This window comes from Flagellimonas oceani, from assembly GCF_011068285.1.
Lineage (GTDB): Bacteria > Bacteroidota > Bacteroidia > Flavobacteriales > Flavobacteriaceae > Flagellimonas > Flagellimonas oceani.
On the sequence record NZ_CP049616.1, the window covers coordinates 1,641,756 to 1,654,211 of the forward strand.

The 12,456-nt window shown below is 41.6% G+C and carries 10 protein-coding genes; 4 read left to right on the plus strand and 6 right to left on the minus strand.

The annotated features are described in order from the left end of the window. Nucleotides 1-34 precede the first annotated feature (34 nt). From GVT53_RS07680 to GVT53_RS07700, 5 genes are read right to left on the minus strand one after another with little or no spacing between them, the layout of a single operon-like run. Nucleotides 35-1,486, minus strand: a complete 1,452-nt coding sequence (locus GVT53_RS07680) for a M14 family zinc carboxypeptidase (protein WP_166248096.1) — start codon at nt 1,484-1,486, stop codon at nt 35-37. Further along, entirely contained in the window at nt 1,483-2,145 is a 663-nt protein-coding gene (locus GVT53_RS07685; RefSeq protein WP_166248097.1) for a peptidoglycan recognition protein family protein, read from the minus strand. Before GVT53_RS07685 ends, GVT53_RS07680 begins: the two co-directional genes overlap by 4 nt. Next, nucleotides 2,132-2,569 (minus strand): 3D domain-containing protein, encoded by a 438-nt coding sequence (locus tag GVT53_RS07690; RefSeq protein WP_258537648.1) that lies wholly within the window; start codon nt 2,567-2,569, stop codon nt 2,132-2,134. Before GVT53_RS07690 ends, GVT53_RS07685 begins: the two co-directional genes overlap by 14 nt. Next, entirely contained in the window at nt 2,566-4,050 is a 1,485-nt protein-coding gene (locus GVT53_RS07695) for an FG-GAP repeat domain-containing protein (RefSeq protein ID WP_166248098.1), read from the minus strand. The genes GVT53_RS07690 and GVT53_RS07695 overlap by 4 nt, the downstream gene beginning before the upstream one ends. Before the next feature lie 42 nt (nt 4,051-4,092). Further along, the gene (locus GVT53_RS07700; RefSeq protein ID WP_166248099.1) at nt 4,093-4,965 is read right to left on the minus strand and encodes a pirin family protein; all 873 of its coding nucleotides are present in this window, start codon (nt 4,963-4,965) and stop codon (nt 4,093-4,095) included. Nucleotides 4,966-4,986: 21 nt separating this feature from the next. On the opposite strand from GVT53_RS07700, the gene GVT53_RS07705 reads away from it, so the two are divergent. Next, nucleotides 4,987-6,351, plus strand: a complete 1,365-nt coding sequence (locus tag GVT53_RS07705) for a serine hydrolase domain-containing protein (protein ID WP_166248100.1) — start codon at nt 4,987-4,989, stop codon at nt 6,349-6,351. A 616-nt stretch (nt 6,352-6,967) separates the two neighbouring features. On the opposite strand, the gene GVT53_RS07710 is transcribed toward GVT53_RS07705, so the two are convergent. Next, nucleotides 6,968-7,810, minus strand: a complete 843-nt coding sequence (locus tag GVT53_RS07710) for a 1,4-dihydroxy-2-naphthoyl-CoA synthase (protein ID WP_108246048.1) — start codon at nt 7,808-7,810, stop codon at nt 6,968-6,970. Between the two features lie 280 nt (nt 7,811-8,090). Between GVT53_RS07710 and GVT53_RS07715 the strand changes: the two genes are divergently transcribed. The 3 genes from GVT53_RS07715 (at nt 8,091) to GVT53_RS07725 (ending at nt 12,362) form a co-directional block, all read left to right on the plus strand. After that, on the plus strand, nt 8,091-9,620 hold the full coding sequence (locus GVT53_RS07715; RefSeq protein WP_166248101.1) for a prolyl oligopeptidase family serine peptidase: 1,530 nt from the start codon (nt 8,091-8,093) through the stop codon (nt 9,618-9,620). Between the two features lie 133 nt (nt 9,621-9,753). After that, nucleotides 9,754-10,338 (plus strand): porin family protein, encoded by a 585-nt coding sequence (locus tag GVT53_RS07720; RefSeq protein ID WP_166248102.1) that lies wholly within the window; start codon nt 9,754-9,756, stop codon nt 10,336-10,338. A gap of 269 nt (nt 10,339-10,607) precedes the next feature. Beyond that, nucleotides 10,608-12,362, plus strand: coding sequence for a serine hydrolase (locus tag GVT53_RS07725; protein WP_166248103.1), 1,755 nt, complete (start codon nt 10,608-10,610; stop codon nt 12,360-12,362). Nucleotides 12,363-12,456: the final 94 nt, after the last annotated feature.

Consider the following 12,456-nt stretch of genomic DNA (forward strand, 5'->3'; position numbering starts at 1 on the left):
ATGTGCTAAAAGGGTTATTTACTATTTCTAAAATCTATTTTCCGTTGATCAGACCATTTCCTGTACTTTGTTGTTCCAAAGGCTTGGAAAGGTCTATCAAAAAACCATTGATTACGGCATGGGTCAATTTTCCATCTTTCTTTAAAAAGAATGTCGGGTTCGCTCCGGGCTGCATGCTGAAACTCCTCAACTTGAATGTATCTTCGACCAAAATGAGCGGAAAATGTACAAAGGCACTTTTCTCCGGCTTTTCGGTCTTTACATAGGCCACACCGTCCTTTAATAATTGCATGGGATCATCAATTCGGTCCACTTTGGCCACCTTTGGCTGGACAATGGTATAGCCTTCCGCATCAAAGGTTTTGTAGGCAGAATAGGTAGAAAGGTCGCCTTGGTCGGCCACGGAACTTTTGTAATAAAACTCGTTGTGACCCTTTAAATCCACCTCATGATTAATAATTCCCAAGTCAATAATGTAATCATTGCCCAAAAGTTCGTAGGTGACGTTCTCTATCTTTAAATCGAACAGCATACGATCATTTTTTGGGATTTTCTCATAGTCTTCCACGGGAATATCCTTGTACGATTGATTGGCTATCGTGTACAGGGCCGAAAGAATGGAAACGTAGTTCAACTTACGGATTTCTTGTTTTTCCGGGTCTCCCGGGTAGCCTCCGGATTCTATAAGAATAAGGCTCGTGCCCCATTTGGCAATGTTGTCGCCAAAGGCACGTGGCTCAAAATCGTCGCTGTACCGGCCTACCTGTCCCGGAGCGTAGTTTTGTATGATTCTGTTCATAAACACAATCACTTTCATGGCATTTGCACGCACTTCGTTGATGTCCTTCTTGTAATTGTAAGCTGTGGCCAAATAGGAAATGGTTGCCGGTTTTTCGGTACGTTCGGCATTGTAGTATTTGCTCTGATCATGAAGGTTAAAACCAAAATCGGCATCCAAACTATCACGAATACGTTTCAAAGTTTGTCCCTCGGGAGACTGTAATCGCAGGGCATCCCGATTAATATCGATGCCCAGGGCATTCCTTCTCGTGAACACTTCTGCACCATCGGGATTGAGCATGGGCAAAAAGTGAAGTTTTAGGTTGGACAGGATGGCTTCCTTCTCTTCCTTGAACTCAGGGGCATCCAAAAAATTCAGGATATCAAAAATGGCTTGGGTGGCCGTTGGCTCGTCACCGTGCATTTGGGACCACAGAAAAATGTTGCTATCCCCCGAACCAATGCTTATCAAATGCAGGTCTCGCCCTTGAATGGACTCCCCTACTTTTTGCACCTCAAATTTTGGGTTCGCCTTGAATTTTTCAATCAAGGGTTGAATATCGGTATGTTTTATCCTTCGTTTTACAATACTCGATTCTTTGTAGTCATCGTAAGTTTCGTATAGTTTGGAAGTAAGCTCATCCTGCGCCTGAACATTACCTAAAAGGATAAGGGCGAAAGCCGAAAGTAAAAGTTGCTTTATCATTGTTTTTTTGTTGGAACAGGTTTAAAGTTAAATTTTTTAGTGGCATTTCGGACCTTTTCCACAAAATCCATTCCTGGGTCCGTTTTTTCGGTACGATAACCATCATCTACCTCCAACCAAAGCGGATGATCTTCGAACAAAGTGTATTCTTGGTGACCTATTACGTAATCAATATCATATTTTGATGCCAAATAGTCCACCAGATAAATATTGGAACGCAATTGCTTTTTGGTCAATGGCAATCCTTCGGTACCACCGACATTTTCTATACCAATGGCACAATGGTTCAACCCAATGGTATGTCTTGCCATGGTAGTTTCGGGCATCAACCGATAAATGGTGCCATCTTGATCCACCAAAAAATGGGAAGATACGTTCAGTCCGCTCACATTCACCAAATCGGGCCGCCAATTGGGCAATGTGGACCTGTTAAAGGCTTCGAACGATTTTTTCAAAGATGGAATGGCTGTCCAATGCAATACCACCATTCTAGGGGTGATTTCGGGAGTTTCCTGGTCCAGCTCGTACCGGTTCAGCAAGTATTCTTTGGTCAGTTCCACGCGTTGTTCATCAAAAATAATGGGGATATCCACAATTTCCTTTTGTGTGGAACATGCTCCCAAGACAAGTGCCAATGCAATCAAACTAGTTTTTTTCATTCGTGGTATTTATGGAATCGATGGGAACTGCATAACAGATAATCAGTTTTTTCCTGCCCCATTCCCGTGCTTTTTTTACGTCTTTCCCCATGTAAATATCAATTCGATTTCGCCAACGCCAGTGCATTTTGTCCTTCACATAAAAGGTATCTGGAAAGGTATCTATTTTAACCATGGTATTGTGCGTCAAACCCATTTTAATGAGGTCTCGCGAAACCGCGATACTTTTCATTCCCGGCTTTAAGGTATCTCCCCAGGCCGCAACAGAAGGGTCAATGCTGTCCGTTTGCCAAAATACGGAGTTGTATGCGGATGCCGTGACTTCGTGTCCATACCAATCATATTTTTTGCGGGCTTTATCCGAATCCTCTTTTGATGAGCATCCCACAAGAAAAACGATCAATATGAAAACCAGTTTTTTCAATGCAATAAATTTTCCAAGAGCATAATGTCCACATTGGTATTGTTCCATCGGTCCGACAACACATCGGGAACCGGCGTGAATCCTAACGTCAATGAGCTAAGCACAATATCCAAATCGCCGTCATCGTCAACATCGGAAGCATCCATTAAAAACCAACGCGCCAATGATGGATCTTCCAATATATGGGTAGAAAATTCAAACGTTTCCGAGTCCTTGTTCTCCAAATACACAAAGGAACGTTCCGGAAACTCCAAATAGTTGGGGAATGTACTTATCAATGCAAAATCGGTGTCGCCATCTTGGTCAAAATCCCTCGACAGCACCCTTGTGGCACCGTACATGGGATAAAAATAAGACTCCGAATACGTGTTGTTCCCGTTGTTTAGGTAAATGCGCATACCATGATAGGGTTTGTGAACATAGGAAATATCGGCATTGTCACCTTGAACAGTTATAATATCCTCCAGACCATCACCATTATAATCCACGAGTTCGAACCAACTAGTCCCGAATAAGGGACTGAACCCTAACAGTTGTTCTGCCTCGAACACCAAATCTTCGGTTTGATGAAAAACCGTAATGCTCTCCGTACTCTGTGTCATCAACGCTACGATGTCAAGTTTGCCATCCTTGTTCATATCCTTGGCCACGGTACGAATGGCTCCGGGAAGGTTCAGCAATACCTTTTTGTCATATTTGCCTTCATCATTTTCGATCAACAGCGATAACCGACCGGATTCATTTCCAAACTCACTTACCACGATTTCTTTTTTGCCATCACCGTTCAGGTCTTCCAGTAAGGTGTGAACGGGCCTATGAAAATTGTTCTGCAATGTGAGCGTATCCTCGCCCACTTTACGAAATAGTTTGCCCTTTTCCAGCTCGGACGGACGTATGATCCCAACTTCGCTGACAATGGTAACGGAATCTTTTTTGCTGTACCAAGTTACGGGACTGTTACCTTGATATATTTGATCGGACTTTTCTTCGGCAAAATCAAAGGAACCTAAAGTCCCGGTAAGGTCGCCATAATATACCTGATTATCCTCGTTTAAAAATTCCAGATAAGTGATCATGGCCCCGTTTTGCTCATCGAGTGCAAACGACTTGGTTTTGAATTGTTTTACTGTATCCGCATGGGGCATTTTTATGCTCTCTAGGCTCTCTGGAGCATTGGACACAATATAGTTTTCCAATTGCACCCATTCGTTCAAAGTGATTTTTGGCCTGAGCACGCCCGGCTCCACAACCACATCTTGCTCAAGCCCCTCGACTTCCATACGGGCCATCATGGCGGGCAGAACCGATTTTTTCCAAACCTCTTTGGGCAATTCATCAATTTTGGGAGCTAAGTGGCAACTGGCGCAGTAAGTATCGTAAAGTTGGGCTTCTTTGGGTTTTGGTTTTTCTTTTTTACAGGATCCCATCAAAATAATAAATAGTAGGGGAACTACGGAAAAATAAGGTTGTTTGATCGGCATTGGTCGGTTTTGGCGTTAATTTTTAATTGTGCTGGTTAAAGTTTAGCTGGGCAATGGTACATAGGAATCATCGTTTTCCATCATAGGAAATGTTTTATCGGCCCATGCTTTTTTTGCCGCTTCCAGTTTTTCTTTGCTGGAAGAAACAAAATTCCAATAAATATAGCGTTCCTCAGGGAAAGGTTCGCCCCCGAACAACAACAAATGGGTTTTTGGTTTTAGTTTGATGTTGCAGGTGTCCTCTACTTTTGACACCAAGATATTTCCTTCGCCAACCGTTTCTCCACAGGCTTCAATACTGCCCTCCACGATACATATCCCTATTTCACCTTTTAAATTTCCGTTTACGCTCAAAGTATATTCTTCTTTGGCAATTACTTCTACCATAAAAAGGTTGGAGTGAACGGGTACAGGCGATTTTTTGCCGTATCCTTCTCCCGCAACCAATTTAAATGCAGTCGTACCATCGGTCCATGTAGGGATGTCCTTCCCATCAATATGGTGGAATTGGGGTTCCATGTCTTCCAATTCTTTGGGCAATGCGACCCAAATTTGATAACCATGAGCCGTAAACGTATTGCCATTGCGCATATCCGGAGGCGTCCGTTCGGTATGGGTCACCCCCTTCCCTGCCGTCATCCAGTTTACCGAACCGGGTTTAATGCGCTGATGGGTTCCAAGGCTGTCCTCGTGGTTGATTTCCCCTTCCAACATAAAGGTCAAAGTGGACAAACCCATGTGCGGATGTTGGTCCACATCCATATACTTTTTGGGTCCTAGCTGTGTAGGTCCCATATGGTCTATAAAAATAAAGGGGCCGATCATGCGCTTTTTGCGAAAGGGAATCAGCCTCCCCACCAAAAAATCGCCAATATCCCTGCTGCGTTCTTCAATGATCAATCCGATGTTGGACATGTGTTAAATGTTTATATTTAGATGCAGAAAGTTACAAATACATCCTATACCATGAAACTACTTAAGCGTCTTTTACTTCTCCTTATTGTTATCGTAGGAGTGGTAGTCTACCTGAATTATCCCAAACTGAACATTATCTCCGGTTATGCCGCCAAAAATGTGGCCTCCGGTGTTTTTGTTGCGCATCGTTCCGCTGCAAGCATGAACCAATACGACAATAGTGCTCCTCTTATCAAAATAGCTTCCACGGAAGTTAATGAAAGTGAGGAGTCCGCATCGTCCACTGTTTATGGTTTGATGAAGCGTACAGCCGTTTATCGTGATGGATTAGGGGCTGTTTTGATCAATGATGATTACGATCCCAAGGCATTGACCATCAGACCGCAACGACATCAACCTGTTGATACCATTCCCTACCCCTACGGACAAGCAGCTCCGATGGATACCGTATTGCCCGAAGTGGATATGGACCAAATCAACAAGGCTCTGGCCATTGCCTTTGCAGAGCCGGAGACACAAAAAACACGGACCCTTCTTATTTTATATAAGGGACACCTGATCACCGAAAAATATATTGATGGCTTTGATAAGGATACGCCCATCTTGGGTTGGTCCATGACCAAAAGTGTTTTGGCCACCTGTTATGGAATTCTGGAGCATCAAGGAAAACTGGAAATGGATTGGCCCGCTCCCATTCCCGAATGGAAGGATGATGAACGAAAGAACATCACCCTGAACCATTTGTTGCGCATGCAAAGCGGATTGGCATGGGACGAGGATTATACGGGCATATCCGATGTTACCCGCATGCTGTTCCTCGATAGCGATATGACCCAAGCACAACGCGATAAAAAGGCGATAGCAAAGCCAACGGAAATATGGAACTACTCTTCGGGAACTACAAATTTGCTGTCAGGGATACTCAAACAACAATTTCGTGGCCATCAAGAATATTTGGACTTCCCCTACGCTGCTTTGATCGATAAAATAGGGATGTATTCCATGATATTGGAGGCAGATATAGCAGGGAATTATGTGGGCTCTTCCTACGCATGGGCCAGTACAAGGGATTGGGCCCGATTTGGACAATTGCACCTGGACAAGGGAAATTGGAACGAGGAACAATTGTTTGATGCTTCATGGATAGATTATATAACGACTCCAACGGCCAATTCCAATGGCACTTACGGTGCTCATTTTTGGTTGAACGCAGAAGGTAAGTATCCCGATGTGCCGAGAGATATGTTTTCTTGCAATGGTTTTGAAGGTCAGCATGTATTCATGATTCCTTCCAAAGACTTGGTCGTTGTAAGGACAGGTTTGGCCGAGGAACCGTATTTTGATGTAAACGGATTGCTGTCGAACATCGTAAAAGCAGTGCCTTAAATCGATAAGATATACTAAAAGGCCTGAAAAACCACAGGATTGGCACACTTCACAACAATAATTTCGTTTATGGGAACACTCGTGGTAGTTTTACCATGTAATAAAAAACGAAAGTAATTTTTTCATTTTCATATAGTGTTCTCGTAAAAGAGTCTTGACCATAACGGCAGGGCTCTTTTCTATTTAGGGCCATCCTAAACTTTTAAACTGACACGAATTTCACAAAGGACCCTAAATTATTTTGAGCACCCGTCTGCGGCAGGCTGTCAATAAATCCAAATTTATATGGCGACTATCAAACGTAGAATCACAAAAAACCTCAAGTGGCAACAAATAAAGGGCACTTCACAACAATGATTTTATTTGGAAGGAGTTGAGAGGTACATTTACTATGTAATAAAAAACGAAAGTAATTTTTTCATTTTCATATAGTGTTCTCGTAAAAGAGTCCTGACCATAACGGCAGGGCTCTTTTCTATTTAGGGCCAATCCTGAATTGATTGTCTCGCTGTACCGCACAGTCGAAGGGTAGCAATATTTCAGTTTCTTCAGTCGCTACGCTCCTTCAGAACGGCAATGAGTAATTGTAAATTGTTTATTGATGACTGACCGTTGACTATGGAATCCATTTGTCCTTGCCAAAATCAGGCTTGCGCTTTTCCAAGAAAGCATTTCTACCTTCTTTGGCCTCATCGGTCATATAGGCCAATCGTGTAGCCTCACCTGCAAACACCTGTTGTCCTACCATACCATCGTCTGTAAGGTTCATGGCGAATTTGAGCATTTTTATGGAGGTCGGTGATTTGGCCAAGACTTCCTGGGCCCATTGATAGGCGGTATCCTCCAATTCATCATGAGGGATAACTGCGTTTACCATCCCCATTTCATATGCTTCTTGTGCAGAATAGTTCCTTCCTAAAAAGAAAATCTCACGCGCCTTTTTTTGCCCCACCATTTTGGCGAGATATGCAGAGCCGTAGCCACCATCAAAACTGGTAACGTCGGCATCGGTTTGTTTAAAAATGGCGTGTTCCTTGCTGGCAAGGGTCATGTCGCACACTACATGAAGGCTGTGCCCTCCCCCAACGGCCCATCCTGGTACCACGGCAATAACTACTTTAGGCATAAAACGAATCAAACGCTGTACTTCCAGAATATTCAAGCGGTGGTAGCCATCATCGCCCACGTAGCCTTTGTGACCGCGTGCCTTTTGGTCGCCCCCGCTGCAAAAGGCCCATTTGCCATCCTTGGAAGAGGGCCCTTCGCCAGAGAGCAGCACTACCCCAATGGAGGTATCCTCTTGCGCATCGTAAAAGGCTTTGTACAGTTCGCTAGTGGTCTTGGGTCGGAACGCATTGCGTATATCCGGACGGTTAAAGGCGATACGCGCCACGCCGTTACATTTTTTATAGGTAATATCTTCGAATTCCATGGCGGTCTGCCAGTTGGGTGATTCCATAGTTGCGGATTTTATTGAAACACAAAATAACGGAAATTCTGGATTATAGTCATTTCCAATAAATCACGGAACGGATTTGAAAGCGTTTTGAGGGAAGTAAACGGATGATTTTCAAAATTTTATAACCAATAAAGCATGATAGCTCTTATTGTTGGATATCCTTATTTTCATTAACTTTTAACTTTCCCTCAAAAGCATCATTACAACAGTATTCCTAAAAATATACTGTAACAATAGTTCAACAAAGCCATCTTTGAAAGTGAACACTAACTGATTTATCATGAGATTGACAATTCTACTCATTTTATTATTCCTTCAAACCACTTTAATAGTTTCACAGACCTCCCTTACGGAAATTGATCTTGATAATGGTAAATTCAAAGTGGGATTTCAACAGTATAAGGCCTATGATAGCACAAGGACTTACAGTAGGATCTATGACTACACCAATAAAAAAACAGAAAGACCGATTCCAGTAAGTATATGGTATCCCACAGAACAGCGTGTGGATGATACCAAACCGTTGATGGTATTGGATTATCTTGAAATTTTAAAAGAAGAGGAAGAATGGGAACACTTGCCCAATGAGGAAATATTGAATTGGTTTAATTATTCCAACACACCTTCCAATCAAAAACACCTTACGGAAAAAACGACGGCTTATGCAAAGGTGGAATTTGCAAATGGAAAATTTCCGACAGTCATTTACAGACCAAGTTTTCAAGCGTCTTCCATTGAAAATTTTGCGCTTTGTGAGTATTTGGCAAGTAACGGTTTTGTGGTTATGTCAAGTCCAAGTCGAGGTACCGAAACCCGATGGTTCAGCAGTAACTACGAGAAGGAAATCGAAACTCAGGCCAGGGATACGGAGTTTTTGATCAAACAAGCGGGGAAACTTCATTTTGCGGATTACGACAATATTGCGCTTATGGGCTTCAGTTTTGGTGGTTTATCCAATGTTATCGTCCAAAACAGAAACGATAATATACAGGCCATTGTTAGTCTTGACGGTACGGAAAGATACCAATATGGATTACTCGAACAATCCCCATTTTTTGATTCCAACAAAATAGATGTGCCATACATTCACATGGCCCAGAAAGAAATCCCTGAAATAATCTTAAAAGAAGACAAAATAGACGCCGAACTCAACACGAAATTCCAATTATACGACAGCATTGCAAACGGCAAAGTGTATCGATTGAGGTTTAATAATCTGACACACAGCTACTTTAGCACTTTAGGGGTTCTTTTCGAAAATAGGGACAAAAGACAGGACAAAAGCGATTCCGAAATCATGGAATCCTACAAATGGGTTTCGAAATACGCATTGAATTTTTTAAAGGCGACTTTAAAAGAGGATAAAAAAGCATTAAAGTTCATCGAAAATAATCCGCAAAATAATGGAGTTGGAAATAGTTTGGTCACGTTGAAAATCAAACAACCCAAAAAAGAGGTATTTACATTTCAGGATTTTAACGATATGGCCTCGGGCCAAAACTATAAAAACTTAATACACCTTTACGACTCGATAACCGAATTGCACCCCTTGTTTCAAGCACCGGAAGGAAATTTAAATACGCTTGGTCTGCAACTTGTTTTCAACCCAGAAACATCTTCGCAAGGAATACATGTGTTCTTATTGGCAACAAAACTTTACCCGGATTCCGCCAATCTTTATGATAGTTTGGGAGAAGGGTATTTGTTCATTGGCGACAAGAAAAAGGCCATCGGCAGTTTTGAAAAGTCTCTGGAATTGAATCCTCAAAATCCAAATGCCATCAATCGATTAAAGCAACTCAAAAAATAAAGAACTTATTTTTTCCCTTCTAAAAATCAGTTGTTTGCCTTTTAGGGTCAATATTTTGTTGGTATGCATCAACCCCGAAATGGGCTCCATGGTATTTTCGTGACGGATTAGAAACCCCAAAACAATTAATATCATGAAGAAGAATTTAATTTTATTAGGTGTCCTTTTTGTAGGCTTGACCTCTTTTGCGCAGAATACGAACAATGTACAATTAGGTGTACGTGGTGGTGCGAACTTTGCTACCGTGGCCGGTGATGATTTTGATAGTCCGGATTCAAGAACGTCCTTCTATTTAGGCCTTTTGGCCGAAGCGCCCTTATCCGACCATGTATCGTTGCAACCAGAGGTATTTTACTCTGCGCAAGGTTTTGATATTACCGATGAACCTGATACCCCAGATGCACAATTTCAGGTAGATTATATTCAAGTACCCGTGCTTTTAAAGTTTTATATCGCTGATGGACTTAACATTCACGGTGGTCCACAATTCGGCTTTAAAGTGAACGAGGAACTCGATTTTGATCCAGGAGAGGATTCTGGTGATTTTGATTCGGATTCCATTAACAGTTTTGATTTTCAAGGAACCGCGGGTGTAGAATACAAGTTCCCTTCCGGATTCTTTATCCAAGGAAGATACTCTTACGGTTTTTCCGAGATGATCGAGGATGTAGATGTTCACAACTCCGTTTGGTCCGCAGGTCTTGGATTTATGTTCTAAAAGAACTGTATTAAAAAAATTGAAAAAGAAAATGGGAAACTCCATCTATTCGCTTAGATGGAGTTTTTTTATCAAATACAGTTATAATCAATCTTTTGTTAGGTATATTTAAAATATCGGGGTAAGTTGACGTTCAGAACCAGATTGCTACAAATAATATGCTTTTAAGTACTGTCTTTACTGGGTATGACATAAAGGTGACATCTAAATGTCGTGGTGCTGTCCCACCTTTCGGGATAGTTTTGTTGGTGAATCAAAAATTATAGATCATGAACAATTCATCAATCGGGGAACGATTAAAATATCAGAGGAAAATTAAAGGTTATTCCCAAGAAGAACTGGCCGACCGAACCAATGTAACGGTGAGGACCATCCAGCGTATTGAAAAGGAAGAGGTCTCCCCTCACCTAAACACTATCAAACTTTTGGCAGTGGCCTTGGAAATAGAAGTGGACGATCTTGTTGTTTTGGACGACCCAAAAGAAGAAATCGTAAAGAAGAAATGGTTATTGTTGATACATGCAACACCCTTTGCCGGGTTAATTTTGCCATTATTAAATGTACTGATTCCACTTTTTCTGTGGATTCACAAGCGGGAAGACAACCCAATATATAACGAGCATGGCATCAAGGTCATCAATTTTCAGATTACTGTACTGATCTTGGCCATTTTATCCTTTGTAAGCTTGCTGATTATTGAAAAGTGGGGGTTTTTTATTTTTATTTCAGTGGTGCCGATTTGTATTGGAATAATGTTGTTCAACATCGTGTATGTAGTACAAAAAAATAAATGTTACTATCCGTTCTCCATTCCATTTATCCGGTTGAAGAAGAACAAGACCTTTCTTTTAATGGTTTTAATGGGCATAACGCTTTTGGACAGTTGTACTGCTCAAAAACCAGAAACCATTGAGCGTTTGGATGGTTCCGAGATAACAAAGGATTCTGTTACCGCCAAAATTGAACAGTTGATGAGGGATGCCAAAATATACGGTGCTGCTATATCAGTTTTTAACGATAACCAGCCTGTTTATCAAAAAGTTTTTGGCTATAAAAATTATCCTAACCGTATTCCTTTGACCGATTCCACCAACATTTATGGAGCTTCCTTTAGCAAAGCGGTATTTGGTGTTTTGGTGATGAAGCTGGTCGAAAAAGGTGTGATAGATTTGGATACACCTCTCGAATCCTATTTACCACAAAAAATACATGAGTACGAACCCCAGACGCGTTGGCACGATGATTTTTCTAGTTTGAGGGAGGATTCGCTGTACACCAATATAACTGCCAGAATGTGCCTAACCCACACCACGGGTTTTAAAAATTACAGATGGTTTGAGGAAGATCATAAACTACGTACGCATTGGGAACCCGGCACTAAATTCGGGTATAGTGGCGAAGGCTTTATTTATTTACAAGTAGTGCTCGAAAAATTGACGGGGAAAGGGCTGGAACAATTGGCGAAAGAGCATATTTTTAACCCATTGGGCATGAACGACTCTGCCTATGAATGGAAAACCAAATTTGATATGGATTTTGCTTTGGGCCACAATGAAAATGCCCAAGTGCTTAAAAAGGACAAGGACAATGAGCCCCGTGGTGGCGGTACATTGGAGACCACAGCGGAAGACTATACCAAATTCTTGACGGCAGTGCTCAATCAAAAATTGATCAGTAAGGAATCCTACGAAGAAATTTTCAGTCCACATATTCGTATCAGAACCGAAAAGCAGTTTTATGAAGGTGAAGGCAAAACCACGGACAAATATGACAATATCAATCTGGGGTACGGACTAGGTTGGGGTTATTTTGAAACACCTTATGGCAAGGCAGTATTTAAGGAGGGCCATGGTAGTGGATTTGTCCACCACTCTGTTTTGTTCCCTGAGACCGGAAAAGGCATTATGGTCATGACCAATTTTGAAAATGGCAATGGTATTTTTAAAGAGTTATTGGAAGTAATCTTGATGGACAATTATACACCATGGGAATGGGAAAATTATATTCCGTACGATAAAAAATAAGAAGTTCAATTGTACAAGTATAATGTGGAATACCAATCGGTTACAAAACACTGTGAACAAAAAAACCACCCTTTTGGGTGGTTTTTACAATTTT

Bases quoted from the DNA above. Each gene is read 5' to 3' on its own strand.
- GVT53_RS07680 (WP_166248096.1), bottom strand. From the start codon at position 1,486: ATGATAAAGCAACTTTTACTTTCGGCTTTCGCCCTTATCCTTTTAGGT.
- GVT53_RS07685 (WP_166248097.1), bottom strand. From the start codon at position 2,145: ATGAAAAAAACTAGTTTGATTGCATTGGCACTTGTCTTGGGAGCATGT.
- GVT53_RS07695 (WP_166248098.1), bottom strand. From the start codon at position 4,050: ATGCCGATCAAACAACCTTATTTTTCCGTAGTTCCCCTACTATTTATT.
- GVT53_RS07700 (WP_166248099.1), bottom strand. From the start codon at position 4,965: ATGTCCAACATCGGATTGATCATTGAAGAACGCAGCAGGGATATTGGC.
- GVT53_RS07705 (WP_166248100.1), top strand. From the start codon at position 4,987: ATGCAGAAAGTTACAAATACATCCTATACCATGAAACTACTTAAGCGT.
- GVT53_RS07710 (WP_108246048.1), bottom strand. From the start codon at position 7,810: ATGGAATCACCCAACTGGCAGACCGCCATGGAATTCGAAGATATTACC.
- GVT53_RS07715 (WP_166248101.1), top strand. From the start codon at position 8,091: ATGAGATTGACAATTCTACTCATTTTATTATTCCTTCAAACCACTTTA.
- GVT53_RS07720 (WP_166248102.1), top strand. From the start codon at position 9,754: ATGAAGAAGAATTTAATTTTATTAGGTGTCCTTTTTGTAGGCTTGACC.
- GVT53_RS07725 (WP_166248103.1), top strand. From the start codon at position 10,608: ATGAACAATTCATCAATCGGGGAACGATTAAAATATCAGAGGAAAATT.